The organism is Streptomyces sp. NPDC050806 (assembly GCF_055586425.1).
This window is the reverse complement of sequence record NZ_JBVJIF010000001.1, coordinates 1,184,994-1,210,664: the sequence shown is the minus strand read 5'-3', so window position 1 is coordinate 1,210,664 and position 25,671 is coordinate 1,184,994. Positions and strand designations below refer to the sequence as shown.

The 25,671-nt window shown below is 69.3% G+C and carries 23 protein-coding genes and 3 pseudogenes; 16 read left to right on the top strand and 10 right to left on the bottom strand.

Annotation, left to right across the window (positions count from 1 at the left end):
• The first annotated feature begins 890 nt into the window (after positions 1–890).
• The 3 genes from ACZ6WH_RS05480 to ACZ6WH_RS05470 are packed head-to-tail and all read left to right on the top strand — an operon-like array spanning position 891 to position 3,268.
• Positions 891–1,700: an ABC transporter ATP-binding protein gene (locus tag ACZ6WH_RS05480; RefSeq protein WP_469726291.1), complete on the top strand. Its 810-nt coding sequence runs from the start codon at positions 891–893 to the stop codon at positions 1,698–1,700.
• Positions 1,697–2,458, top strand: a complete 762-nt coding sequence (locus ACZ6WH_RS05475; protein WP_469726190.1) for an ABC transporter permease — start codon at positions 1,697–1,699, stop codon at positions 2,456–2,458. The genes ACZ6WH_RS05480 and ACZ6WH_RS05475 overlap by 4 nt, the downstream gene beginning before the upstream one ends.
• A 15-nt stretch (positions 2,459–2,473) precedes the next feature.
• The gene (locus ACZ6WH_RS05470; protein WP_469726188.1) at positions 2,474–3,268 is read left to right on the top strand and encodes a MerR family transcriptional regulator; all 795 of its coding nucleotides are present in this window, start codon (positions 2,474–2,476) and stop codon (positions 3,266–3,268) included.
• A gap of 193 nt (positions 3,269–3,461) precedes the next feature.
• Here the strand turns inward: ACZ6WH_RS05470 and ACZ6WH_RS05465 are convergent, their stop codons facing one another.
• Positions 3,462–3,866 carry a type II toxin-antitoxin system PemK/MazF family toxin gene (locus ACZ6WH_RS05465; RefSeq protein WP_469726186.1) on the bottom strand — a complete coding sequence of 135 codons (405 nt, stop codon included), beginning with the start codon at positions 3,864–3,866 and terminating at the stop codon, positions 3,462–3,464.
• 108 nt (positions 3,867–3,974) lie between these two features.
• Here ACZ6WH_RS05465 and ACZ6WH_RS05460 point away from each other — a divergent pair.
• Positions 3,975–4,164, top strand: a pseudogene (locus ACZ6WH_RS05460) (IS701 family transposase); the annotation flags it as partial.
• A 26-nt stretch (positions 4,165–4,190) separates the two neighbouring features.
• Here ACZ6WH_RS05460 and ACZ6WH_RS05455 read toward each other — a convergent pair.
• From ACZ6WH_RS05455 to ACZ6WH_RS05440, 4 genes are all read right to left on the bottom strand, one after another.
• Positions 4,191–5,225, bottom strand: a complete 1,035-nt coding sequence (locus ACZ6WH_RS05455) for an NADP-dependent oxidoreductase (RefSeq protein ID WP_469726184.1) — start codon at positions 5,223–5,225, stop codon at positions 4,191–4,193.
• Positions 5,226–5,396: 171 nt separating this feature from the next.
• Entirely contained in the window at positions 5,397–6,293 is an 897-nt protein-coding gene (locus ACZ6WH_RS05450; RefSeq protein WP_469726182.1) for an RNA polymerase sigma-70 factor, read from the bottom strand.
• 92 nt (positions 6,294–6,385) lie between these two features.
• Positions 6,386–7,594 carry an NAD(P)/FAD-dependent oxidoreductase gene (locus ACZ6WH_RS05445; protein ID WP_469726180.1) on the bottom strand — a complete coding sequence of 403 codons (1,209 nt, stop codon included), beginning with the start codon at positions 7,592–7,594 and terminating at the stop codon, positions 6,386–6,388.
• A 379-nt stretch (positions 7,595–7,973) separates the two neighbouring features.
• Complete coding sequence (locus tag ACZ6WH_RS05440; RefSeq protein WP_469726178.1) at positions 7,974–8,435, bottom strand: pyridoxamine 5'-phosphate oxidase family protein; 462 nt, start codon at positions 8,433–8,435, stop codon at positions 7,974–7,976.
• Positions 8,436–8,773: 338 nt separating this feature from the next.
• Between ACZ6WH_RS05440 and ACZ6WH_RS05435 the strand changes: the two genes are divergently transcribed.
• Positions 8,774–9,592, top strand: coding sequence for an IS5 family transposase (locus ACZ6WH_RS05435; protein ID WP_469726176.1), 819 nt, complete (start codon positions 8,774–8,776; stop codon positions 9,590–9,592).
• Positions 9,589–9,993, top strand: coding sequence for a hypothetical protein (locus ACZ6WH_RS05430; RefSeq protein ID WP_469726174.1), 405 nt, complete (start codon positions 9,589–9,591; stop codon positions 9,991–9,993). Before ACZ6WH_RS05435 ends, ACZ6WH_RS05430 begins: the two co-directional genes overlap by 4 nt.
• A gap of 55 nt (positions 9,994–10,048) precedes the next feature.
• On the opposite strand, the gene ACZ6WH_RS05425 is transcribed toward ACZ6WH_RS05430, so the two are convergent.
• Positions 10,049–10,477 (bottom strand): hypothetical protein, encoded by a 429-nt coding sequence (locus ACZ6WH_RS05425; protein WP_469726172.1) that lies wholly within the window; start codon positions 10,475–10,477, stop codon positions 10,049–10,051.
• Between the two features lie 1,045 nt (positions 10,478–11,522).
• Between ACZ6WH_RS05425 and ACZ6WH_RS05420 the strand changes: the two genes are divergently transcribed.
• The 10 genes and pseudogenes from ACZ6WH_RS05420 to ACZ6WH_RS05375 all read left to right on the top strand — a co-directional run bounded on the left by ACZ6WH_RS05420 (position 11,523) and on the right by ACZ6WH_RS05375 (position 21,668).
• Positions 11,523–13,022: an FAD-binding oxidoreductase gene (locus tag ACZ6WH_RS05420; RefSeq protein WP_469726170.1), complete on the top strand. Its 1,500-nt coding sequence runs from the start codon at positions 11,523–11,525 to the stop codon at positions 13,020–13,022.
• Positions 13,023–13,607: 585 nt separating this feature from the next.
• Positions 13,608–13,697: pseudogene (locus tag ACZ6WH_RS05415) on the top strand (transposase); the annotation flags it as partial.
• 344 nt (positions 13,698–14,041) lie between these two features.
• Entirely contained in the window at positions 14,042–14,290 is a 249-nt protein-coding gene (locus ACZ6WH_RS05410; RefSeq protein ID WP_469726168.1) for a hypothetical protein, read from the top strand.
• A gap of 75 nt (positions 14,291–14,365) precedes the next feature.
• Positions 14,366–14,572 carry a hypothetical protein gene (locus tag ACZ6WH_RS05405; RefSeq protein ID WP_469726166.1) on the top strand — a complete coding sequence of 69 codons (207 nt, stop codon included), beginning with the start codon at positions 14,366–14,368 and terminating at the stop codon, positions 14,570–14,572.
• A complete protein-coding gene (locus ACZ6WH_RS05400) occupies positions 14,569–15,339 on the top strand; it encodes a terpene synthase family protein (RefSeq protein ID WP_469726164.1) in 771 nt (256 codons plus the stop codon). The genes ACZ6WH_RS05405 and ACZ6WH_RS05400 overlap by 4 nt, the downstream gene beginning before the upstream one ends.
• 104 nt (positions 15,340–15,443) lie before the next feature.
• A complete protein-coding gene (locus tag ACZ6WH_RS05395) occupies positions 15,444–15,692 on the top strand; it encodes an acyl carrier protein (protein ID WP_469726162.1) in 249 nt (82 codons plus the stop codon).
• Positions 15,689–16,887, top strand: a pseudogene (locus ACZ6WH_RS05390) (beta-ketoacyl-[acyl-carrier-protein] synthase family protein); the annotation flags it as partial. The gene ACZ6WH_RS05395 and the pseudogene ACZ6WH_RS05390, both read left to right, overlap by 4 nt.
• 846 nt (positions 16,888–17,733) lie before the next feature.
• A complete protein-coding gene (locus ACZ6WH_RS05385; protein ID WP_469726160.1) occupies positions 17,734–18,642 on the top strand; it encodes a zinc-binding dehydrogenase in 909 nt (302 codons plus the stop codon).
• A 71-nt stretch (positions 18,643–18,713) separates the two neighbouring features.
• Positions 18,714–19,631, top strand: a complete 918-nt coding sequence (locus ACZ6WH_RS05380; RefSeq protein WP_469726158.1) for an AraC family transcriptional regulator — start codon at positions 18,714–18,716, stop codon at positions 19,629–19,631.
• Between the two features lie 684 nt (positions 19,632–20,315).
• On the top strand, positions 20,316–21,668 hold the full coding sequence (locus tag ACZ6WH_RS05375) for an MFS transporter (RefSeq protein WP_469726289.1): 1,353 nt from the start codon (positions 20,316–20,318) through the stop codon (positions 21,666–21,668).
• Between the two features lie 223 nt (positions 21,669–21,891).
• Here the strand turns inward: ACZ6WH_RS05375 and ACZ6WH_RS05370 are convergent, their stop codons facing one another.
• The 4 genes from ACZ6WH_RS05370 to ACZ6WH_RS05355 all read right to left on the bottom strand — a co-directional run bounded on the left by ACZ6WH_RS05370 (position 21,892) and on the right by ACZ6WH_RS05355 (position 25,639).
• Positions 21,892–22,746: a M23 family metallopeptidase gene (locus ACZ6WH_RS05370; protein ID WP_469726156.1), complete on the bottom strand. Its 855-nt coding sequence runs from the start codon at positions 22,744–22,746 to the stop codon at positions 21,892–21,894.
• A 25-nt stretch (positions 22,747–22,771) separates the two neighbouring features.
• Positions 22,772–23,278 carry an ArsR/SmtB family transcription factor gene (locus ACZ6WH_RS05365; protein WP_469726287.1) on the bottom strand — a complete coding sequence of 169 codons (507 nt, stop codon included), beginning with the start codon at positions 23,276–23,278 and terminating at the stop codon, positions 22,772–22,774.
• 369 nt (positions 23,279–23,647) lie between these two features.
• Positions 23,648–24,685 (bottom strand): methyltransferase, encoded by a 1,038-nt coding sequence (locus tag ACZ6WH_RS05360; protein WP_469726154.1) that lies wholly within the window; start codon positions 24,683–24,685, stop codon positions 23,648–23,650.
• A gap of 513 nt (positions 24,686–25,198) precedes the next feature.
• Positions 25,199–25,639, bottom strand: coding sequence for a MarR family winged helix-turn-helix transcriptional regulator (locus ACZ6WH_RS05355; RefSeq protein ID WP_469726152.1), 441 nt, complete (start codon positions 25,637–25,639; stop codon positions 25,199–25,201).
• Positions 25,640–25,671 lie beyond the last annotated feature (32 nt).

The following is a 25,671-nucleotide window of genomic DNA, read 5'->3' as shown; positions in this document are numbered from 1 at the left end:
CGTGGAGGCAATCATGCGTCTGCTCCATGATCAGTCAGGCCGCGAACGCCACTTGGGCGACACCACCGTACGGATTCACCGCCTGTTCGGCTCAGCCAAGGGCGGCTCTGGCACCTTCGAACGAGGCATCGCAGCCCTGCGGCAGTACAAGGCCCGCACAGGCTCCGTAGGGCCCATCAGCCGCACCCACGTAGAGGTTCTGCCGAGGACTGGGACGGCGACGGCAGCACGGCTGCAGAGGTCAGGCTGGGCGTATTTCTATCGAACACCAAGAGCCGACGCGACAAACTCACCGCCGACCAGCTCACCCAACTCGCCAACCTCGGACTCCACTGGACATAAGAGCGCGGGCGGGAAATGCGCAGTTTCGCCCGGCTCTTGTCCGGGCGAAACTGCTGTTCTGTTGGCCGCCGGTGGGTGCCGGTCAGACGGCTTCGATGACAAGGACAGGATCTCGGGCGGCACGATGTGGTTGGGGCGGAAACCGGAAGATGCCAGCAGTTCCTCGAAGTCGGCGCCGGTGCGCTCCCGCCCATCTGCACCGCGGACGTCACTGAGGCCTATCCCGAGGGCGACACCGTCTACCTCGGCACCGCGGGGCGGGAGTTCGCCCTGGAGCGGTTGGAAGCAGGTGGGTTCGTTGATTTCTGGCCGGTGAGTCGCAGGAACCGACGCGTGAGTGGTTCACCGACAGCTATGAGTATGGCGGGTTCGCGGCCTACCGAGCTCGGGACAAGCAGTTCGCCGTTGCTGCTATGTGTCTGATCGACCGGTGATCTGGATGTCATGGTCGGAACAGCCTTGACCTTGACGCTGGGTCAACCCTCCATTCTTCCGAAGGAGCTTCCGCGCAGTCGCCTGGAACAGCTCCACGAGGGAGGAAGATGACCATGACAGCCCCATCGATCGCCGGACCGGCGATTCGCGTGCAGGGTCTCAAGAAGTCGTACGGGAAACTCGAAGTGCTGCGCAGTGTGGACTTCGACGTGGCGCCGGGCGCCATCTTCGCCCTGCTCGGTTCCAACGGAGCGGGTAAGACCACGACCGTACGGATCCTCGCCACGCTCCTGAAAGCCGACGCGGGGGCGGCGAACGTCAATGGCTTCGATGTTGCCACGCAACCGGCGAACGTGCGGGAGTCCATCAGTCTCACCGGACAGTTCGCCGCCGTCGACGAGATCCTCAGCGGTCGGGAGAACCTCGCCCTCGTCGCCAGGCTGCGCCACGTCAAGGACCCCGGCACCATCGCGGATGACCTGCTCAGACGCTTTTCGCTGAGCGAAGCGGGCGCGCGGAGAGTGTCCACGTATTCGGGTGGGATGCGCCGCCGACTGGACATCGCGATGAGCCTCATCGGGAATTCGCCGGTGATATTCCTGGACGAACCGACGGCCGGTCTTGACCCCGAGGCGCGCATCGAGGTGTGGGATGCGGTGAAAGAGCTCGCCGGCCACGGAACGACGGTGCTGCTCACCACGCAGTATCTGGACGAGGCCGAGCAACTGGCGGACCGGATCGCGATCCTTCACCAGGGTCGGATCATCGTGAACGGCACCCTCGCCGAGCTCAAGCAGCTCTTCCCACCCGCCAAGGTCGAGTACGTCGAGAAGCAGCCGACGCTCGAGGAAATCTTCCTCGCAGTCATCGGCGGCAGCGACAAGAGCGACGCCACTGCGCCGACAACCGGGGGACGACGATGACCGCGTACTTCCTCAACGACACTGCCGCGCTCACGGGGCGGACCCTACGCCATGTCACACGCAGCATGGACACCATCATCACGACCGCCATCACGCCGGTCGCCATGATGTTGATGTTCGTCTACGTGTTCGGCGGCGCCATCGATACCGGGTCGGTTTCGTATGTGAACTACATGCTGCCCGGGATCCTGCTCATGACCATCGCCTCAGGCATTTCCTACACCGCGTACCGGCTGTTCACCGATGTGAAGAGCGGGATCTTCGAGCGATTCCAGTCCATGCCGATCGCGCGGTCGGGTGTGCTGTGGGCCCACGTCGTCACCTCTTTGGTCGCCAACCTGATCGCGCTCGTGCTCGTCGTGGGCGTCGCTGTGCTCATGGGCTTCCGCTCCGGGGCAGGAGTGTCTGCATGGCTCGCGGTCGCCGGCATCCTGCTCCTGTTCACCCTGGCGCTGACCTGGCTCGCCGTGGTCCCCGGGCTCTCTGCGTCGTCGGTCGAGGGAGCGGGCGCGTTCGCCTACCCGCTCATCTTCCTGCCGTTCGTCAGCTCGGCGTTCGTGCCCACACAGACGATGCCCGGCCCGGTGCGCTGGTTCGCCGAACATCAGCCGGTGACGTCGATCGTCAACACGATCCGCAACCTGTTCGCCCAGCAGCCGGTCGGCGACGACATCCGGACCGCCCTCGCGTGGTGCGTCGGCATCCTCGTCGTGGCGTACATCTTCGCGATGGCCGCCTATCGCCGGAAGATCGCCTGAGGCAGGCTGAGCCCCATGCTCACCATCAGCCAGCTTGCGGCGTACGCCGGAGTGACGGTGCGGGCGGTCCGTCACTACCACCGGATCGGGTTGCTGCCGGAGCCCGAGCGCGACCGGTCCGGATACCGAACCTACGACGCTGTCGCGGTCGTGCGACTGATCCGGATCCGCACCCTCGCCGACGCCGGCGTGCCGCTGGCCCGGGTGCAGGAACTCCTCGACGCCGGGCCGGAGGAGTTCGCCGGCGGCGTCCAGGAGATCGACAAGGCGCTGCGTGCCGAGATCCGGCGGCTGCAGGACACGCGCAGCCGACTCGCCAGGCTCGCCGCCGGAGAGCACCTGGCGCTTCCGCAGAGCGTTGTGGACTACCTCGACCGGCTGCGCGGTCTCGGCGTTGAGGAGCGGTACATCGAGATGGAGCGGGACGCCTGGATCATGATCGCCGCCCAGGTGCCGCATTCGATCGACTCCGTGATCGCCAAGAAGCACGAGGAGCTGGACGACCCCGAGATGGTGAAGCTCTACAGCCTTCTCAGCGGGGTACTCGACCGGCCGACCGACGATCCGCGGATTGTCGAGGTCGCCGACATCATGGAGCGCTTGATGGTTCGCGCTGTGGAGGCCGGCGAGGCGGATGCCGATGACGGCATCGACGATCAGTTCGTCGACCTGCTGGACTCAACCATGGTCGAGTCCTCACCGCACGCCGCGCGGCTGTTGGCAATCCTGGAGGAGCGGGGCTGGAGGGGCTGGACCCGCATCGAGCAGGTGCCTGCCGACAGACTCAACACTGAGCTGCCGCCATCTTGAAGGCAGGTCAGGGTCCTGGAGTGACGCTATCCAGGGGTGCACGTGCTGGCAGGGGGCGGCCGTCTGCCTCGGCCCTGTTCTCGTAGAGCTACGGCGAACGGGCATGTAGTGCTGAGTAGCTGCCGTAGCCCTCGTTTCTCCGCTCCGGCCGCCCCGTAGATCGTGATCTCGATGGTGAGTGGCGCCTCTCCGCCTACCCGAGTTCACCGAGACGAAGGGCGTCCCTCATCTCGCTGAGCTTCGCGGTTGTCGCCGGGGTCCGTTCCTTCGCCTGTTCGCCGAGACGGAGGGCGCCCTCGATCTCGCTCAGCTTCGCGGAGGACAGGACGCCCGCCCGCTCGATCAGGTCGTCCCGGGAGACGGTGGTCAGCCACGTGCAGGGGGTGAGGCCCGGGCGTGGGAAAGCGAACCGCAGGACGCCTTCAAAGGGCAGCCCTTCCCTGACGCCTACGTGCACTTCGACGCCCAGACCGCTGATGTCGATGCCCGCAGGAGTGACGACCTGCATCGCCCGGATCCTGGACGCGTCGTCTGCCGCCAGCAGTACGACCAGCCGCCGCTCGTCGAACTCCACCCACCAGACTTCGCCACGCTGCACATGCCCTCCTGACTCAGGACGGCAGGCGGAACTGCGCGCCCCTGACGCGTTGTGGAGACGAGGGCAGCCACCGTTGGTCATCGGCCTGAGAAGACAAACGATCATGCGGTGGCCGCAGTTCACAGCGTAGACCCTGCCCGGTGGCAAGAGGCGTTCGCGGGCCTGACGGGCGGATCGCAGGCCGGCTTACGCGGGTTGAACCCCGCCTGCGGGCGCGGCGGTTGATACTCGGCCCGCTGTCGGACCTGCCGCGCACGAACTGTGGACCATCGCCGAGTGGGCCGGGGAGACCGGGCCGGTGCCGGCGCCGCTCGGGTCAGGTGGTCAGGGGGTCAGGACGGTCTTGCCGGCCAGCTCTCCGGCGGCAGCCGGGGCACGGACCGCGGCCTGGTCGGCACGCAGCCGCGCGGCCAGGTCTCCGCCCTCGACCCGGGCGGCCAGCTCGGCGATCCGGGCGAACCGGCCGGCGGCGCGGGCGTGGACCGTGGCCAGGTCGGCCAGTGGCAGCCGCTGGGCCACCTCGATCGCCAGATCTCCGGCGTCGACACGGGCGACCAGGTCGGAGAGCTGCGTGACGTCGCTGCGCACGAACACGTGCACCGTGCGCACCCCGCGCCCGGCATCCTGCGGGCCGGGGGTTGTGACGCTGACGAAGGCTTTGCCGTCGGCGACCAGGTCCACCAGCTGCGCGTTCTCCTCGGGGCCGGCGGGAGCCAACTGGAGCACCACGTCGAAGTGCTGCCCGGCCAGCGCCCGCACGACGGGGGTCACGGTGTAGTCGACGATCCGGTCCGCGCCGTAGGAGCGGACACGGTCGCGGCTGCGCGCGCCGGCGGTCGCGGTCACGGTGGCACCGGACTGCGCGGCAAGCTGGACGGCGTACCCGCCCACCGCGCTGCCCGCGCCATTGATCAGGATGTTCTGCCCGGGCTGGAGGTCGGCGTGTTCGAACAACGCCTGCCATGCCGTCAGCCCGACGAGAGGCAGGGCGGCGGCGTCGGCCAGCTCGACGGTGCGGGGGGCGGTGGCCAGCGCCTCGGCGGATGCGGCGACGTATTCGGCGGCCGCGCCGGGCGCGTCCGCCGGCAGCAGCGCGACCACCGCATCCCCCACGCTCCAGCTGGTCACGCCCTCGCCGACCTCGGTGATGACTCCGGCCAGGTCGAGGCCGGGAATGTGCGGGAAGGCCAGCGGGAGCAGGTCCTGTCGCAATCCCGCGCGGAGGCCGGAGTCCGCGTCGTTGTACGAGGTGCCGGCCACCTGCACCACTACTTGGCCCACACCTGGCACCGGCCGGTCTGCCTCCTCGTGGACGAGGACGTCGCTGCCGCCGTAGGAGTGGTAGCGCACTGCCTTCATGATTTCTCCCCTTCGCTTGCTTGCACGGCTCATCGGTCATCTCTCTGGCGGGTCAGCTGGTGAAGGGCTCGCGGCCGAAGCGGCCCCATGCAACGAAGGCGGCCGGGGCGAGGCCGGCCGGGTTGGACCTCGTGTACGGATTGACGTCCGCGGGTCGGGGACCGTTGGTGTTCAGCGCAGGGTGAGCGGGGTCACGGATGTGACGTGGGACAGCTTCTCGGGGTTGCGGACGTAGTAGAGGCCGGTGATGCGGGCGTCCTGGACGCGGATCGCCATGACGCCGTCGATCTCGCCGTCCAGGCGGACGAGGAGCGCCGGGTTGCCGTTGACCACGGCCGGTTCGGCGGTGAGCGTGTCTTCGAACTTGCCGATCCCGCCGGCGAACATACGGGCCACCCGCTCAGCGCCGGTGACCGGTCGCAGCGCGGCGTGTTTGATGCCGCCGCCGTCGCTCATCAGCACGACATCAGGGGCGAGCACGTCAAGGAGGGCCTGCGGATCCCCGGTTTCGACCGCACGGTGGAACGACTCCAGCACCGCCTGGCCCTCGTTCGCGCAGACCACCCGGCGGGGGCGCCGGGCATCGACGTGTCGGCGGGCGCGGTGGGCGATCTGGCGGACAGCCGCGGGGCTCTTGCCGACGGCCTCGGCGATCTCGTCGTAGCCGATGTCGAAGGCTTCGCGCAGCACGAAGACGGCGCGTTCCATCGGCGACAGGGTCTCAAGGACGAGCATCAGCGCCATCGACACGCTCTCGGCGAGCTCGATGTCGTGGGCCACGTCCGGCGTGGTGAGCAGCGGCTCGGGCAGCCAGGAGCCGACGTACGCCTCCCTGCGGCGCTTCACCGTGCGCAGCCGGTTGAGCGCCTGCCGGGTCGTGACCCGCACCAGGTAGGCGTGCTGGTCGTTCACCTGCCCCAGGTCGGCCTTGACCCAGCGCAGCCAGGTTTCCTGGAGGACGTCTTCGGCGTCGGCGGCCGATCCGAGCATCTCGTAGGCGACGGTGAAGAGCAGGTTGCGGTGGGCGATGAACGTCTCGGTCGCCGGGTCGGTGGTGTCGTCGCTCATCTCTCGTCCCCTCTCCCCGTCCGTCGCGGTCGGCCCTGGCGGCCGACGGCGTTCGCCTGCGTCCACAGCTGGATCCTCGCAGCAGGCACCGGTCAGGCTGCCCGGTCGGCGGCGGCCGGGGCCTCGGCGCGGTGGGCGCGCAGCAGTTGCCGGCGCTTGGCGACACCTCCCGGCATGCGGTGCAGCCTGAAGGAGCCGGGCTTGTGCGCCTCGCCGGCCAGGTGCTTGGGGATGCCCTTGCAGACCGCTTCCTTGATCCTGGCGCCCAGGCCGTCGTCGATGTGCAGCCGCACCGCGACGTCGGACCTGTTGGCGAACTGGTAGATGCCCGCGCTTCGGCCCAGGCTGATGCACTGGGCGTACATCGACTGATGGAGGTTCTGCGGCTGCTCACCCGCGAGTCGGCTGAGCACGGTATCGGCGGCCCGCGCGCCGAGCGGCACCGCCTTCAGACAGCTCATCCTGAGCGGCAGGTCCGACGGTGCCGCCGAGTCCCCGGCCGCGAGGATGCGCGCATCGTCCACGCTGGTCAGCGTCTCGTCCGTGAGCAGGCGCCCTACCGCGTCGGTGCTCAGCCCGCTGCGGACGGCCAGATCCGGAACGCCGAATCCGACGGTCCAGACCGTGACCGCGCTCGGCAGCTCACGGCCGTCGGCGAGCCGCACAACGTCGCGGGTCACCGCCGTCACCATCGCGTCAGAGCCGTCGATGACCGTCACACCGAGCCTGGCCAGCCCTTTCGCAACCGAGCGCCGGCCCCGGGCGCGCAGGTACGGGCCGAGCGCACCTCCGCAGACCAGGGTCACCCGGCGGCCGGCCTCCGCCAGCTCAGCGGCGGTCTCGATGCCGGTGGGACCGGCGCCGACCACCGTCACGGGGGCCGTCGCGGGCGCGGCGTCGAGGGCCGGGCGCAGCCGCTGTGCCTCCTCCAGGGTGGCGATCGGATAGGCGAACTCGGTCGCCCCTGGCACGCTCGGTTCGGCGCTGCCGCTGCCCACCGCGTAGATCAGGTAGTCGTAGCCGAGCGTGCCGTCGGCCGTCAGTGTCACGCTGCGCTCGGCCGCGTCGATCCTGGCGACGGTGTCGACCACCACCCGGACGCCCTCGGCCAGGACGTCCTGGTAGGCGATGACCGCGTCGTCGGACCCGCCCACCAGCTGGTGCAGCCGGACCCGGTGGACCAACTGCGGGCGCGGGTTGATCAGCGTCACTGCCACGTCGGCGCGCAGCATCAGCCGGTTCGCGGCCATCACGCCCGCGTATCCGCCACCGATCACGACCACATGCGTGTTCCCAGTCATCATGCTCCCTCCGATTCCAGGTGTTCGGCCTCAAGACACCGCGCCAACGGTCGCCGTGACAGGACGTGAGCCAGATCACCCAAGGTCCGTCGGCGATCGGTCGGTTGACGATGATGAGGACCTCCGAAATTCACCAGAGCCGCTCATCCGCCCCACTTGATTACGCAATAAACAAACGTGGCGGATTCGCTCGCCGATCAAGGAGTTGTCCGCCTCTCGCCGTCGAGGCGCCTTCGACGTCGCTCCGAGATGGGCTACGCGCCCCGGGCAGCTCCTCGCCTCCAAGACCGGGGTTGGAGGCGGTCAGCGGTTAAGGCTCGGGGCCGAAGGTGACGGTTGTGGCGGAGAGAAGCAGCGGCATGCACGGGGCGGACGCCAGTTACTCCCGCCACGCCCCGTCACGCATGATGACCCTGCCGCGCAGTTCCGCTTCGCCCCGCCAGGCACGCACCGTCTTCGGTACTACGCGCACATACACAAAGGAACTCTCCTCCGTGCGCGGGTCCCACCCGAACTTGCCGGCGAACGCATCTGCTGCCTCATTTGGCACGGCCCCGCTCGGGAAGCACTCCGCTTCTCCCTGGAGCAGCACCACATCCAAGGTGTGCGGCAGCGACAGGCGCACCCGCGGTTCCCTGCGCACGTTCCGTACCGTCGCGGAAGTCGCGCTGGTACACATCCACACCGCTTGCCCGTCCCATGAGAACCACAGGGGCACCTGGTGCGGCCCGTGCTCAGGGTGCGCCGTCGCCACCCAGACATCCCGCTCCGCGGCGAGCCGTTCCAGAGCCTCGCGCTTACGTTCCGCCACCGAGCGACCAACGATTCTCATGTTCTGCATAGGCGCCCACGCTACCCAGCAGGATCGGGACACACATGGGGCTGTGGCCCTACGCCCCGGGGCCGACACCAGCTGCGTCCAAGGCGGGTCCTGTTCCCCGGTGCAGGCCGTCGGTAAAGGCGGCCCCCTCGCGGGGCCCGGGCGGGGAGGCCATCACGATAGCTTCCAGCAGGGCCCCGCGCTCCCCCGTCGCGGGGCCCTCTCAGAGGGCGGTTTGCGAGTCTTTGATCGAGTTCAGTGTCGCCTGATGGTGTGGGACGCAGGCGGAATTCGCCGGTCCACAGTCGCTGATCTGTTGATCTGATCGGGCGAGTGAACGCGTGCCGTAGACAAGTGACTTGTCAGACGAGCAGTGGGCGTTGATCGAGCCGGTGATCAGGACCTGGAAGGACCGGCATCGTTCCGTCAGCCGCCATCAGGGCAGGTACTCGGTGCGGGAGATTGTGAACGCGATCCTCTATCAGAGCCGGACCGGCTGCCACTGGGCCTATCTCCCGCACGACCTGCCGCCGAAGAGTGCGACGTACTACTACTTCGCCGCGTGGCGGGACGACGGGACCGACGACGTCATCCATGAACTCCTGCGCTGCCAGGTGAGGGAGAGGGCAGGCCGATTAGAAGACCCGACCCTGGTGGTGCTGGACACGCAGAGCGTCCACGCGGCCGCCGGGGTCCCCTCCTCCACAACCGGCCGGGATCCCTCGAAGCGGGTGCCGGGACGCAAGCGGGGGCTGGCCGTGGATGTGCTGGGCCTGGTCATCGCCGTCACCATCCTCGCCGCGAGTACGCACGACAACGCCGCGGGCATAACCCTTCTCGACCAGGTCGCCGAGCATGCCGGCGACACCGTCCGCAAAGCACTGGTCGACCAGGGCTTCAAGAACCAGGTGGTCACACACGGCGCCCACCTGGGCATCGATGTCGAGATCGTCCACCGCAATCCACAGGACAAGGGATTCGTGCCGCAGCCGAAGCGGTGGAAGATCGAGCAGACCTTCGGGATCCTCATGCTGCACCGGCGTCTGATCCGCGACTACGCGCACAGGCCGGCCTCCTCGGCCTCCCGCGTCTACTGGGCGATGACCGATGTCATGGTGCACAGGCTCACCGGCGCCACCACACCCACCTGGCGCGGCCCGCAGGCAGTGACCGCATGAACATCCAGCCCCTGCTCGACGCGCTCGGCATCCAGGAGGAGGCCGCCCGGTCCCCGGCCGACGACCTCCGTGTACAGATCACTGAGCTGCAGAGCCGACTGGCGGAGACCGAGACGGACCTCGAGCACCTGACGATCGCCCGGAAGACGGTCACCGCCCTGGCCGACCGAATCCCCACCCAGCCGGTCTCGACCGATCTACCCGAACATCCGGACTACCCCCGCATCCTCGCCGTCTTCAACGAGGCCACCGGACCGCTGAGTGCCCGCGACGTTTGTGCAGCCCTCGATCACGAATCGCTGCCGAAGAACATCGAGGGCACCCGCGCCAAGCTCAAACGCATGGTCAAGCTTGACGTTCTAGACGAGGTCACCACCGGCAGTTTTACCAGAGAGCAGTAGCCGACCGAGCCCCGCGACCAGCACACTTACCTCACCCGTCCCCCAGAAACGGACATCAGCTCATGAATCCCTCTGGTGGGTTACCACCCCGGTCAGGCTTCTCAAGGCGGTTGAAGCCGGCGATGCGGGGCGAGATGGCGAAGGGGAAGGATTTGCCGTCGGGGGTCTTGAGGACCGCCACGATGTCGTGGTCCGGTTCGCCGAATATCTCGAAGTGCTGCACGGTACAGTGCTCCATCACCTCGCGGATGTACGGGTCCGACAGCCGCCAGTGGGCGCGGATGGAATCGGAGTCACGGTAGAGCTGGAAGCTGTACGCCAGCATCCGCTCCTCGTCGATGAAGACCTCCACCATTAGCTGGGGGCCGTGCTCCTGAGCGAATGCCACCGCCCGCGCGATGGCGTGCCGGAAGCCGTCGAGGTGGCCGTCGGTGATGCGCATGGTGTTGCGGAAGAGAATGGCGCTGCTGTTTGTGATCTTCATGCGCCAAGTGTTGTACATCAACCAAAGTTGAGGTCAAGAGCGCCTCCCATCCAAGCCTAACGACGAACTGGGCATTAACTCGCAAACCCCCCTCTGAGCTCTTTGGGTTGCCGGACCTGCTGGCGCAGACGCCGTTCGCTGGCCGGTGTCCCTCCCCGGCACGGGTGCAACGATGGTCAGCGCGCCGTGCTTCAGGAGCATGAAGCTGGAGCGGCTCAAGTACTCACTGAGCAGCTCGTCCACCCGGTAGTCGAGGGACAGCATGATCGGATCGCCAGAGTGGACCCCCCGTCTGTTCTTCGCGGCCGTGCAAGTCGTCCCAGCCCGTCAGCACCGATATCTGTCTCGCGCCCACGAACGTCTTCGATTGAGCGCATCTACTGGTCGCTGGTGCCCTGCTGCTGGGCGTCGAAGAGTTCAATGGTGATGCCGGCGGTGGCGGCGGCCTGCTTGCGGCGGCGCTGCCGGACCCGCGGCTGCCACACCTTGGGCACCTCGCGGCGCAGCGCGTCTGCAAGGCGCTTTTGCGGGGTCTTGCGCTGTCAGGCGAGGTAAGTTTCCTCGACGGTGCGCTGGGAGACACCCAGGCGAGCCGCTACGGCCCGCGTGGAGCCCTTTCCGCGCGGACCAGGAGGCGCTGCACGAGCGGCGTCTTCGGCGGCTGGCGGGTGGAGGCCTCTTGGCCGCCACGGTCCAGCGTGTCCTCGAAGTCCCCCACGGCTTATCTCGCTCTCCTTCGTCCAGGACAGCGTCGCCGCCCTTGATGTGGCGGGCCGGGTTCTAGCCCTGCTCCTGCGTCCGGCCCACCGGATCGGCGCCTCCCCTCTCGACATCGCCCGCCGCTGCGGGCTCACCGTTTGAAAAGCCCGCCCACCACACCGTCCGACTCGAGCCGCCATCGGCCCCGCACATGTCCGGGCGCGGATATTCGCGTGAACCATGATCGTCTCTCGGTGTGTCACAGCACAGCCGCGTTGCTGCCCGAGTGGAGTGTGGCCCGTCCACACCGGTCCGGCAGCCCGTCACGGGGCAGAGAAGAGAAGCTGTGCAGACCAACCGGCGAACAGTCCTCCGCGCGGGAGCCGCCGCGGCCGTTTCCGCGCTGGCCCCGCCGTTCCAAGGAGCAGGAAGGGCTACGGCCGCGACGGCGGTGCTCGGCACGGGCCGAGAGCCGGCCGCCTGGCGCGCTCTGGCCCGACTCCTGAGCCCCGGCGGCCGCCTCTACCGGCCGGGGGACCCCGGCTACCCGTCGCAGGCCACCGCCGACAACCAGCGCTACGCCTCCGTCCGCCCGGCCGGGGTGGTGGCCTGCGCCGTCGAGCAGGACGTCCAGGCGGCGCTGCATTGGTGCACCCAGCAGGCCATGCCCTTCGCGGTCCGCTCGGGCGGTCACAGCTATGCCGGACACTCCACCACCGAAGGGCTGGTCATCAGCCTGCGGCCGATGCACGACGTCCAGCCCGTGGGGAGCCGTCTGCACCTGGGCGGCGGCGCCACCAACTCCGATGTGTACGCCGCCCGGTCCGCTGGCCTGTACTTTCCCGGCGGCCGTTGCCCCGGCGTCGGAGTCGCCGGCCTCACGTTGGGCGGCGGGCTCGGCTTCAACGACCGCAAGTGGGGCCTGACCTGCGACCGCCTCGCCGAGACCCGTCTGGTGCTGGCTGATGGATCCCTGGTGCGCGCCGCCGCGGACGAAAATGCCGATCTGTACTGGGCATGCCGCGGCGGCGCAGGCGGCAACTTCGGCGTCAACACCGCCTTCGTCTTCGACGCCGTCCCCGTCGGCCGGCAGCGTGCCACCGTCTTCGACCTCACCTTCCCCCTCACCGCCGGCCCGGCCGTCACCGCCGAACTCCAGCATCTCCTGGCCGCCGACCGCGCCGGCGATCTCGACGTACGTGTCGCCTTCAAGCACGCCGGCAACGGCACCACCACCGTGGTGGTCCTCGGCCAGCGCCTGGGTGCCGAGGACGCCGTGCGCCGCCTGCTGGCCCCCCTCCTGCGCCTCCGCCCCACCACCGCCTTCCTCCAGGAGCGCGGCTTCTGGTCCGCGCAGGACTACCTCATGGAAACTCCCGCCGCCAAGGACTGCTACGCCTCCCGCTCCCTGGTCCCCGACCGGTGGCTGACACCCGGGGACCTCGAACACATCACCGAGTGGACCCGCGCCTGGCAGCCCGGCCCCGCGCAGGCAAGCGGCTACATCACCCTCTTCGCCATGGGCGGCGCCAGCGGCGGCCCGCGCCCCGAGGAGACCGCCTACCCGCACCGGGACGCGACGTACGTCATCGACATCGGCACCCACTGGAACCCCGGCACACCACCGAACGAAACGCAACGCCTCCTGGACCAGACCCGCACCGCCCACCACCTCCTGCGCCGCCGCCTGGGCACCGACGCCGCCTACGCCAACTTCCCTGACCCCGAGCAGCACGACTGGCGCACCGCCTACTACGGGGCCAACTACGCGCGCCTGCTCCACGTCAAGAGCCGGTACGACCCCACCCGCCTCTTCCGCCACCCTCAGTCCATCGGCGCGCGCTGACCCGGCCGCCCCGCCAACGGCCGATGCCTGTGAGACCGCCGGCCCGATGAAAGCGTGCGGCCCCTGATACGGCGAGGCCTCCGGCCGGTCCGAGGCCGCCGCCCACATGTGCGCCGGGCGAAGAGCCGCACACCCCTCACGCGGGCTGCAGACCGAGTGCGGTACGGGATTCCCTACCAGGCGCAGCGAACCGAAGACGACGATCAAGCCGCCGGGTCCGGCCAGTTCGGCGGCCCGGCGCAGCGCCGAGAGAGTGTCTTCGGCGGTCGGGCACGGTCCTCGGCGACTGGACGCAAGCCGAGTGCGCAACGCGGTGCGGCTCGCCGCCTGGGGCGCGTCGGTGCGGGTGAGGACCAAGGGCCAGTGTGTGGCTGCCAGCCGTGAGCGGAGCTGTTCCCCGTCCGGCTCGCGGATGTGGCCGCGTTCGGCCATGGCGTCCACTGCGGCGATGGCGACCGCGAGGTTGTGGTGCTGGTGTGCCCCGGAGAGCGGGCACGGCAGATCGCGGTGCACAGCGCGGGGAGTCGATACATCGACCAGCGTCGCAGAGCATCAAGCGCGCCGAGACCGTCGGCGTCCACCTCGCGCGGTTACGACGCGGGCAAGAAGATCAACGGACGCAAGCGGCATCTGCCCGTCGACACTCGCGGCCTCCCCTTCGCCGTCATGGTCACCCTGCCTCGCTCCAGTACTCTTCCGCCTCCGCATTCGACACCCCGAACTGACCCTGGCCTGGGCGGACTCCGCAGACGCACGGCGGCGGGCCGGACAGCCGTTCAGCCGACGGTTGAGGCACTCGAAGGCCAGGCGCCCAACAACCCAACGGACAGTGTTCCCCGTAGTTCATGACGCGACGACCGGATGCCCGATTCTCGGACCTGTGGGAGTCGAACCCACAAGGAATGGATCATAAGCCCACGCGATCTTGTGATTGCTGATCGCGGCGACTGCCTCGTTGTCCGGAAACCCCAGTTCAAAACACCAGTGACGCGAAACCAGGTCCGCCCCCGAACCGGTTCGTGTCCGACTGGCAGGCCGGCGGCCACGCATGGCACACGCAGTCGTCCCGCTACCTCACCGCCGAGAGCCGCGCCGTTCCGACCGGCCCGCACGGCTTCGGTACGACAGGACTGCGTGTTCCGCCACGCGAAGCGTCGTGGAACGCACAGACGAAACTGAGCGTGGCGGAAGACCGGGTGTACCGGCCGTGGCCGCTCAGGATCAGCCCGCATCTGGAAGAGGTACGGCGCTGGGTCGACGAGGAATGACTGCCCGCCTCGGAACTGCTGGACTCCCACGGTCCACGGGGCACCTGGAGCCGGGAATGGTTCACCGACAACGACATGGCCCTTACCGGTGCGGTCACCTGCCCCGACGACCCGGTCGACTTCGTCAAGGCCACCACCGCGTGGTACCTGCACGGCACGTTCGCCGACGACTTCCATCCAGCTCACTTCGCCTACAAACGCGACCTGCCGGGATGCTGGCTCAGGCAGAGCGGCTGCCGCACTTCATGCCCGACGATGGCGACGCGCGGATTCCGGCAGTGACCGCCCTGGACCGAGTCACCTGGGCCGTGTGGAAACTGTCGCGGGAGCTGTTTCCGCCCGAGGCGCTCCCCCACCTTCGGGACCAGACCGTCCTCCTGGCGCAGGCCAACGTACGGGAACTGGACGTGCACCTCCGGAGCGAGCCCGTCGACCCGGTGGAGTACATGGAGAGCCGGCGCCGTACCTTCGGCGACAACTTCACCTCGATGTTCGCCTGGGTGGCCATGGGCCCGCGCATCCACGGCCTGCGGCCCGTGCTGCGGTCCACGCCCATGCTGGCGTTTCAGCAGTGCATGACAGAATTCCTGGGCCTGACCAACGACCTGGTGTCCTACGACAAGGAAGCCCTCGCCGAGAGGGCGATCAACAACGCGGTTCGGGTCTTCCGCCGTTTTCTCGGCTGTACGGTCCACGAAGCCGCCGCACATGTGGCCCGCCTTCGCCGGAATAGGGCCGAGCAGTTCGAACACATCGTGGCCGAGGAGCTCCCTGCGCTGGCCGAGCTGCACCATCTCGGCCAGGAGGACCGGGCCGCCCTCAACGAATACGTGGACCGGATGCGCAGCTACGCCTCGGGGATCACCCACTGGCACCGCACCGTCCCCCGCTACCAGCCCGAATACGCCAAGCCCTACCGGATGCCACTGCCGTCATGGCAGGGCGGCACCCCCCCTCAGGCCGTACCGCCCGGCCGGCCTCCTGGGGGCCGCGCCGGTGCCGGCGGCTCGGCCCGGCCGGCACACCGGCCGAACCCGCCGTCCCGCTAGCTGCCAGAGCCGGCGGCCGCCCTGCTCGGAGCACCCGAACCCGCTGTTCACGGCATGGGGCACATCGGATACCTCACCCGTTTCCCAGTCCGCAGGAGGATTCCATGCAACCGACGACGCCCGTGTACGACTTCCTGGTCCACACCCTTGCGCACCGCTTCGGCGTCCCGGAAGGGAACATCACTGCCGACAGCACGCTGGCCGGACTCGACCTCGATTCTCTCGTCCTCGTCGAGCTCTACGACATGCTCCAGTCCCACTGCGGCGTGTGGATCGAGGACGACGAGATCGAGGCCACGATGACCCTCACCGAGGTGTGCGATGTCATCCGCGCCAAGCAGGCGGCGGCATGACCGGACGGGCGGTGGCGGTCACCGGCATCGGCCTGGTCACCCCCGCCGGCATCGGCCGGTCGGCCTCCTGGCAACGGGTTTGCGAGGCAAGGCCGACCGCGGCGGCGGACCCGGAACTCGACGGGCTGCCGGTCGCCTTCTCCTGCCGCGTACCCGAATGGAGCCCGGCCGGGCTCCCGGGCGGACCACAGACCGAGCACACCGACCCGTTCACCCAGTTCGCCGTCGCCGCCGCCTGCGAGGCCATGGCGGACGCGGGACACACGCCCGCCGACTGGCCCGCCGAGCGCGTGGCCGTCGTCCTCGGTACGGCGATGGGGGGCAGGGGCACCTACGAGAAACAGCACCGCAGGTTCCTCACCGCCGACCCGCTCCACCTGTCACCGATGATGCTGCCGCACTACCTGCCCAACATGGCGGCCGGGCAGCTCTCCATCCTCCTGAACGCGCGTGGTCCCAGCCTCCAGACCAGCACCGCCTGCGCCTCGGGGGGGCCACCGCGATCGGTATCGCCGTCGACCTGCTGCGCTCCGGTACGTGCGACGTCGTGATCGCAGGGGGCACGGAGGCATGCGTCACCCCCCTCATGACGAGTGCCTTCGCACGGATGCGGGCACTGTCGCGCAGGAGCAACGATCCCGCAGGAGCCTCGCGTCCCTTCGACGACGACCGGGACGGGTTCGTCATGGGCGAGGGCGCGGGCGTACTCGTTCTGGAACGTGCCATCGACGCCGAGGCACGCGGCCGGACCGGATACGCAGCCATCGTCGGCTATGGAGCCACCTCCGACGCCCACCACGCGGTGGCCCCCATCCCGAGGGGGCAGGCGCCGCCCAGACCGTCCATGCCGCCTTGGCCGACGCGGGCGCCCACCCGGACGAGGTCGACCACGTCAACACCCACGGCAGCGGCATCGTGCGCAACGACGCGGTGGAAGCCGCCACCCTCAAACGCCTGCTGGGCCGGCGCCCCACCGTGACCTCCACCAAGGGCGTCACCGGTCACCTCATCGGGGCGGCCGGCGCCGTGGAAGCAGCCTTCACCGACCTGTCCATCGCCCATGCCGCCCTGCGCCAACCTCAACCGCCACAACTTCGGCATCGACCTCGTGAAAGGGCAAACCCACGAGCAACGGATCACACTGGCGCTGAGCAACTCCTTCGGATTCGGAGGACACAACAGCGTCCTCGCCCTCCGCCCACTGACCTGCTCCGCGCCTGCGGTGACGGAATGCGAAGCCGTGCGCCGTATTCCCTCGCCCGTGGGGCTCGGGTCGCTCCCCCGCGGCCGAAGGGCACGTGGCATCCGTACACGACGCCGGCTGCAGGCGCGGCCGCGGCCGCGCCGAGGGAGGTTCGACATCGCCGCGATTACCACGGCTCCGGGCCGGGCTTCGGCCTCGGGACTGGTGGGCTCGCATGTTGAGGTGCCGCAAATTACTCGTTGAGGCCGTGCCTGGTGTCACCGTGTGTGGTCGCCGGAGGCGTATCGACTCCAGGTTCTTCCGGCTTACCGAGCGCCTTCGCGATGACGGGGGCCGGGGCCTGTAGGACGAGTTGGCGGATCGCGGAGGTCCTGCCGCGCTGTGGCGGGACGCCGATCTCCCGCAGGTGGGCTTGGAGACTGCCCGGATTCATGGGGCGGAACCGGCGATTGTGCCCCCTACCCTCCCCATCGCGGTCATCGACGATCCGGCGCTGCCGGAGGCGCTGGCCGAACGCGCGGCTGCCACGTGGGGCGGCACCTCCACCCCGATGCTCCTGGCCCGATCCCGCCACGCCTCCGTCCCCTCCCTGGAGCGGTACGCCCGCCCGGGCGTCGACGCGGTCGCCCGGCACGTCGTCCACCGGACGGGTGCAGGGCTCGACGCGCCGCGAGTCGCACTGACACAGATCGTCAACTGGTTGATTCTCACGGGTCTGGTCGCTGTCCCGGTCCTGCGAAAGGGTTCCGAGAAGGCGGCAGTGCGGCATTTGCGCACTCGATCTGCTGCCGCGCCGAGTGTTCAGGCGCACCCACGAGAGAAGGAAACACACCCCCTATGCGCGCCCTTGTGGTCGATCACAGTGCGGCCGGACCCGTCCGGTTCGCCGATGTCGATGAGCCCGTACCGTCCACCGGTGAGGCGTTGGTGGAGATACGGCACATCGGTCTCAACTTCGGAGAGCTGAATTACGTGCACCAGTGGCCGGCCGGCGCTGTGCACGGCCACGACGCGGCCGGCATCGTGGTGCGCGCCGCATCCGATGGTTCGGGGCCGCCCGCAGGTACGCGCGTCGCAGTGGGAATGGCTCCCCACGCGTGGGCGGAGCGGGTGGCAGTCAGCCCCGCCTCGCTCGGCACCGTCCCCGAGGGCGTGGACCTGGCCGACGCCGCCGCGCTGGGGATCGCCGGAGTCACCGCATTCCGGGTGCTGCGCAAGCGTTCCCTGCTGGCGCGCGACGTGCTGATCACCGGCGCCAGCGGGGGCGTGGGGCACTTCGCCGTCCAGCTGGCGGCGCTGGCGGGCGCCCGGGTGACGGCACTCGTCGGTTCGCCGGAGCGGACCGCCGGACTCCGTGAACTCGGCGCCGACAGGGTCCTGACCGACCTGGCCGGGACCGGGGACCGGTTCGACCTCGTCCTGGACACGGTCGGCGGGCCGCTGGTGGCCCAGGCGTGGAGTTCCCTGGCCGAGGGCGGCACCCTCCACCTGGTCGGCTACTCCTCGGGGCAGGAAACCACCTTCCCGTCAGGGGCCTTGTTCGGCTTCGGCGAACCCCGCAGCATCGCCACCTACGGCGACATGACGCCGACCGGCGGGGAGCTGACGGACCTGCTGGGTCTCATGGCCACCGGGAGGCTCTCGGCGCCGGTCGGACTGCGAGGCGACTGGCAGGGCGTGGACGACGCCGTCCAGGCGCTGTTCGCGCGGAAGGTGCACGGAAAGGTCGTTCTTGACGTGGCCTGAAGCTGTGGACGAGGACACATGCGTCGCCGGCCGCCGGTGGGCGGTGCGCGGCGGTGGACGAGGATGGACCCATGGATGTGCTGGCGGAGGTCTTGCGTGTTTCGGGTGCGCGTGGGGCGCTCGGGGTCAGGCTGAAGGCGGGAGGAACCTGGGGTCTGTGGCTGGACTCCTCTTCAGGAGCGGCCCTGCACGTGGTGTCCCGCGGCACCATGTGGCTCCACGTCACAGGTGAGAAACCTCTTCAGGTGCAGGCCGGAGACGCCGTCCTGGTGTCGCCGGGCACCGCACACGGGATAGCCGGCGGCGCCGGCGTGAGGATGGGTTCCTGCGACCGTGAGGCGGCGGCCCGGTCTATTGGCGATGGCCGGGCCCTGCGGCTGGGCTCGGCGCCGGTGGAGACGGAAGTGATCGTCCTGCACTACGAGCAGGACCCGGAGGTGCGCACACCGGTGCTCACCTCCCTCGCCCGGCCGATGCACGTCACAGCCCGGGAGAACGCGCAGCTCAGAAGGACCGTCGAACTTCTCGCTGCCGAGCTCGCACAGCCACAGATCGGCACCACCGCCGCCGTCAACAGCATCGTCGACCTTCTGCTCGTCCAGTTCGTACGCGCCTGGCTGGTCCGCCACCCGCAGGAGCAGTCCGGCTCATGGCTGGGAGCGCTACGTGATCCGGTCGTGCGCGACGCTCTGGCATGTGTCCACGCCCAACCGGGACACCCCTGGACCACGGAGGCCCTGGCGGCCGCGACGAGCGTCTCCCGGGCGACGCTGTCCAGGCGTTTCCGGTCGGCGCTTGGACAGACGCCGGGCGCGTACGTGACGCAGTGGCGCATCGACCTGGCGTCCGTCCGGCTCCGCGATACCGATGAGCCGGTCGAATCGATCTCCGGCGCCGTCGGATACGGCTCTCCGCACGCTTTCAGCCGTGCCTTCAGACGTGCCCGAGGCACGGCCCCGGGCGAGTACCGTTCTCGACTTCGCAAGTGATCCGGCCTCGGGACTGATGGACTCGCATGTTGAGCTGTCGCGTATTCCTCGGTGAGATCGGTCCGGGTCGTGAGCATGACCAAAGTCCGTGGCCTGCTCTGTACGGTGAGTTGTTGGAGGTGCTCGGAGCGGCTGCGGACTGCGGCAAGACCGAGGACAGCCAGTAGTTGCGGCTTCCGCGCTCGGATCGCGGGGCAAGGGATGCGCGCCACACGTGCCCGGCATCCGGTGCGCCGCACCCGGTCCCGTTCGAGGCCGGCGCCTGAGCAGTCGGAGTCGCCGACGCGGGCCAGTACCGCCTCGAGGTTCTCGTGGAGCCGGTGCCTCCAATCCGCAACGAGGAGCTCCTCGCGCCCGAGAGCTCCGGCGACCGGATCTACCAGCGAGGGCATGGGGCCTCAGGCGGATGCCTGGCCTGAGCGCCTCTCCCTGGTAGCGTTCGCAGCATGTCTGCTGCTTCGTGCGCGGCCGCTTGCGCCGCGGTGACCAGGACGTCCCGCTAGCGGCGGGGCGTTCGACTCACACTTCTCTTCCTGGGCGTCCAGCCGCTTCGTGATCGGACCGGAGCGGCACGTTTGTGCTGCTCGGAGCTTTCTCTGAGCGGAGTACCTGATGCTTCCAGGCATCCCTTCTTCACGCGGGCGCAGCCCGTCCCCGGCGCGCGCATGGCTGGTGCTGTGCGCGGTGTCCATGCTGCAGTTCTTCATCGCGGTCGATGTGACCGTGGTCAATATCGCCCTGCCCTCGATCGGCGCCGCTTTCGACGTCAACGGGCACGCTCTGACCTGGGTCGTGGTCGGCTACACGGTCACCGGTGGCGGGATGCTGATGCTCGGTGGCCGGCTGGGCGACCTGCTCGGGCGGCGGCGCGTGCTGCTGGTCGGCACCGGCCTGTTCGGTGCCGCCTCCCTGCTGGCAGGCCTGGCCCCCACGTTTGCCCTGCTGGTCCTCGCGCGTTTGCTGCAGGGCGCCGGTGAGGCCATCGCGCTGCCCGCCGCGATGGCCACCATCGTGTTGATGTTCCCCGAAGGCCCGCGCCGGTCGCGGGCCTTGAGCGTGTGGGCGGCGGTGGCCAGCTGCGGTCTCGTGCTCGGATTCGTCCTGTCCGGATTCATCACCGCGCACCTGGGGTGGCGGTGGATCTTCCTGGTCTCGGTTCCGTTCATCCTGGTCGTGCTGGTGGCGGCCGTCTTCCTGGTCGAGGGTGACCGGCCCGTGGTCAAGGACGCCCCGCCGCTGGACCTTCCCGGCGCGCTGCTGCTGACCGCCTGTCCGCTGCTGTTCACCTTCGGCGTGGTCCAGGCCGGTGAACCCGGGACGCCTGCATGGGTGGTCCCGGGGGCGCTGGCCGGGGCGGTGGCCGCCGGGGTCTGGTTTGTGCGGGTCGAGGCGCGCTCGGGCAACCCGCTGCTGCCGCTGCGCTTTTTCGCCCACCGCACGCGGGTGGCGGCCAACCTGACCACGATGCTGCTGAGCGGGGCGTTGGCGACCTCGTTCCTGCTGTTCACCTTCTATCTGCAGGATCGGTTGGGCATCGGCCCGCTGGGCGCGGGCCTGACGATGCTGCCGCTGGCGGTCTCGCTGATCGTGTTCTCCATGCTCGTGCCTCGTCTGCTGGGCCGCTGGGGAGCACGCGCGTGTGTGCTTGCCGGCGTCGGGTTCACCGCGGCCGCGATGGCCGCGATCGCGCTCGTTTCGGCCCTGGGGGCAGACGGGGCGGCGATGATTCCGGCCATGCTCCTGATCGCGGCCGGGATGGGGTTCGGCCTCGTGGGGCTGCAGTACGTCGCGGTCAGCGGCGTCACCGAGGACGACGCCGGGATCGCCTCGGGTATCCAGCGAGCGGCTGACCAGCTGGGCGGTGCGAGCGGGGTGGCCATCTGCGTCGGGATCGGGTTCGCTCCGACCCTGCACTCCCTCGATCCCTTCCTGGTCGCCGCCCTGCTGGCCACCGTGGGCCTCGTCACCGGTGCGGTCGTCGCCTGGCGCATGCCCGCACCGGTTCGTACAGCACACCTGCAGGAACAAGCCGGGTGATCTTCGCCCCGTCGGGTGCGCCGCCTCGACTGTCGAGGCGGCGCACCCGACGGGGCTTGCTGGTCAACGTTTTCTCCTCAGCAACATGCTGACCAGTGCTGCTCTCCAACTCGAGTCGTCCCCGTTGGCCACCCCCGCGCGTACGGGATCCGCCCGCGGCCCCTCAGGGCCACTCTCCCGGGCAGCGCCCCGCGCGGGCGGGCCGGCCGCCGCCCGGGGCGGATCATGCTCCGCGGGACAGGCCCGGCGCTGCGGGTTCCGCGGCCACCGTGAACGCCTCGCCGCCGGCAGGCACTCCCACCCCGTGCCAGCGGAACGGCACGCCCCGCGCCGTGTCCAGGTCGGGCCCGTCCATCAGCTGGAAGTGCACGTGCGGCTGGGTGGAGTTGCCGGAGTTCCCGCAGCGGCCGAGCACCTGGCCGGCGACGACCTTGTCACCCGCCCGGACCTGAAGCGAGCCGCGCTTAACGTGCGCGTACACGGCGTACGTTCCCTCGCCCAGGTCCAGGACGACGTGGTTGCCGACGATGCGACGAGCCCCGCCGAGCGTCCTGCCGACGCCCTCGATCAGCCAGAAGTACAGGACTCCGGCGAGCGAACTGCGGCTGAGGTGGTCGCGCTGTCCGTCCTCGGCATGCACGACGGTGGCATCGGCCACCGCATGCAGCGGCGCCCCAAAGGCGGGATAGGCCTGGTTGGGGTGGGCGATGGGCCAGAACCAGACCGGATCGGGACGCACGGGGCCCTCCGCCGGCTCGGCCACGATGTCGATGGCGTAGGTCTGCGCGAGGTTGTGCGTGCCGTGGCTGGGCACCTTGTCGGCCGGGCTGTTCAGGGCCGACCAGCGGCCGGTGACCGGGGGTGCGACCTCAACGGGCGCCGGCGGCTCCGTCTCGATCCGCCGACGGGCGGAACGGGAGGTCACCAGGCTGATGGCGATCGCACCGAGTGCGGGCAACCAGCTCAGCCAGTAGTTGTACGGCAGCTCCACGAAGCACCCGATGACGATCTGGGCAAAAAAGATCAGCCACAGTGCATGCTGGACCCGCGCAGCGATCTTGCGTCGGTCTGCAGACATTACTTCCCCCTCGTACGGAAAACGGTCAGGTCACGGGGCGTGCGGCGGTGAGCGCCACGAGCAGCGGCACCACCCGTCCGGCAGGGATCTCATACCGGCCGCGCTCGGTGGTGTGCAGCCAGCCCGCGCCGGTCAGTTGGCGCAGGTGGTGGTAGATCTGGCCGGTCGTGCCGACGTCCTCCAGCGCGGCCAGCTCAGCGGCGGTGCGCAGGCCGCCGAGGATTTCCCGCAGCAGCCGCAGCCGTACCGGGTTGCCCAGCGCGGCGAACGCCTCGGCCACATCCCGCCAATCGTCATCGAACAGCGACTCCGTCAGGAGGCCGTACTGCCACTCATACCGATGCCCCGTTGGCACGCGCACCGCTCCGGTGAACAGGACAGCGCCGTCCGCCTCCTCCGTAACCGGATGCCGCGCCTTCAACGCGTCGAGGGCCCAGAAATCCCCCTCCCCGACGGCGGGCGCAGTCGGGCCGGCGCCCTCCAGCTCCGCCATGCGCCGTTCGAGTTCGGCAACGCGCTCTTCCAAATCCATGATCACGAGATTACGTAACTATGTAATTCCGCGCAAGAGCGTATGCCTGACACCACATGTGTATGCGTGCGCGTGTGTACGCGTGCGGGTCGCGGTCAGGCTCGGCGGGGCGTTGACGCGAAGAGGCCATGGCGCCGATGGGGCCGAGGAAGGCGTACGAGGGCGACCGCTGGCGGACAGGCGCATCCCGCGGCCCGCGGGCCCGGCCGGCCCGGGTCAGGTCAGGAGCCAGCCCACATGCGATGCGGCAGGCGGAGTGAGCGGGCTCCTGCTCCATGGATTCGTTCGCCCGGTTCCGCCCGGCTCGCGTCCGGGCGGAACTGTCGTTGGTCGTCGGTCTGGTCGTCGGTGAGTGGGTGGTGTTGCCGGTCAGACGGCCTCGGCTTCGATGACCGAGGACAGGGCCTGGGTCGGCACGACGCGGTTGAGGCGGAAGCCGGATGAGGCAAGCAGATCCTCGAAGTCGGCAGCGGTGCGTTCCCGCCCCTTGAGCGTCATCAGCATGACCATGTCCAGCGCGAGGGTCGGGTGCGGCGCCCCATTGCCGGGCAGCACGGCGTCGATCACCAGCAGCCGGGTGCCGGGCGTGACCGTACGGCGGATCGTGGCGAGAATGCGCCGACCGTCCTCGTCGGACCAGTCGTGCAGGACGTTCTTGAGCAGGTACAGGTCGCCGCCCTCAGGTACGGCCGCGAAGAAGTTTCCGCCCTCCGTGCGCCAGCGCCCCCGTAGCGCGTCGGTGTCCAAGAGGTGGTCGGCGACCGTCTGCGGCTGGTCGAAGAGGATCCCGGTCAGGCGCGGCCGGGAGGTGAGCACCTGCCGGAGCAGTCCGCCGCGGCCGCCGCCCACATCCACCACCGTGCCCTCCTCGGGAAAGGGACAGGCCCGGGTGATCTGCTCATTGACCCCGGAGGTCAGGGAGGTCATCGCGGCATTGAACAGCTCGCTCTTGTCGGGCGCGGCAGCCAGGTGGTCGAAGAACGGCCGGCCGTAGGCGGCATCGAAGCTGGGCCGGCCGGTGCGCAGGATGTCCTCGATGCCTTCGGCGGAACGCCGGAACATCTCGTCGGTGAACAGCAGGACGGCGGCGTGCTGGGAGCCGGCCACATCGCTGCGCAGCGCCTGGCCGGCATCGGTCAGCGCGAACGCCCCGTCGGCGTCCTGACGGAACAGGCCGCGGGCCGCCAGCAACCGCAGGACCCGCCGCAGCGCCGCGGCGTCCAGGCCCGCTCGCTCGGCCAGGTCCTCGGCCGTGCGCGGCGTGCCGGCGACCAGGTCGGCGATGCCATGCAGGGCGACGGCACGCAGCGCGGAGGCGTAGAGGTGCCCGTACATCAAGTCGTGCAGAGGAGAGGAGGAACGGTGACTGTTGAGATCGGTCGGCTGGGTGTCAGGTATGACCGGCAAGGAACTGCTCCTGTCATCGGGGGGGGCGGCGTTCACCGCGCTCACTATCCCAAAAAGAGCAGGTCAGAGCCGTTTTTAACGGATCCGGAGAGGGGCTCGACAGTACCTTCCGGCGCCCCCGGGCACCGCGCCCAGCCAGGACCCCACGCGGCCACCGAGAACGCCTCCACGCCCCTCCCCCGCTCCCTCTACGACCCCACTCCGGCAACCGCCGGACCGGGTTTTTGCGGCGCGGGCAGCCGCGAGCGTTCCAGCGACAGCACTGCGGCCGAACAAAGCCCGCACAGGGCAGCTGGCAATGCCGAAAGAGCGCGGAGAAGACTCCAGATCACACCTCAGCCGCGTTGGGGCTTGGCGTTGGACAGCCCCTCAGCCACGGAACCTGACGCCGGCCTCGCCCCCGGAGCCGGCGCCTCCGGGGGGAGCGGGGAAAGCGTCTGAGAGGAGTCCGGCCTCAGCAACTTCTCGGCTGCCCAGCCATGAGAAGCAGGCGTCCACGGAAGCCGCCGCCATTTACTGCGGCCACGCCCGCGTCAGGTTACTGCGCAACTCCGCCAGCGCCGCAGGCCCCAGTTGATGGCCAAGAGCCTCTTCCAGCTCAAGGAGAATTCCCGATGCGACGTCGCGCCGCCGGCAGCCCGCATCGGTCAGCTTGATGAGGGTGCTGCGCGGAAATCCCGGCCCCGGTGTGCTGGCCAGCAGACCTTCGCCGAGCAGCTGCTTGACGGCGCGATGCATCGTCTGGCGCGTGACTCCGGCTCGGCGGGCCAGTTCGGCGATGCTCAGCGCCGAATCGCGATCCAGGTGCGCGAGTACGGCCGCATGCGACGGCGTGATGGGGTCCACACCCGCGGCCTCCAGGCGCTCCAGCAACTCGTCGGAAAACCACCGCACCCCTCGTTGCAGCAGCGTGAGGAGTGGCGGGTTCACACCCGATGGCTCTGTGGCGCCCATTACTGGCGGTCCTCTCGATCGTGGAATACCCT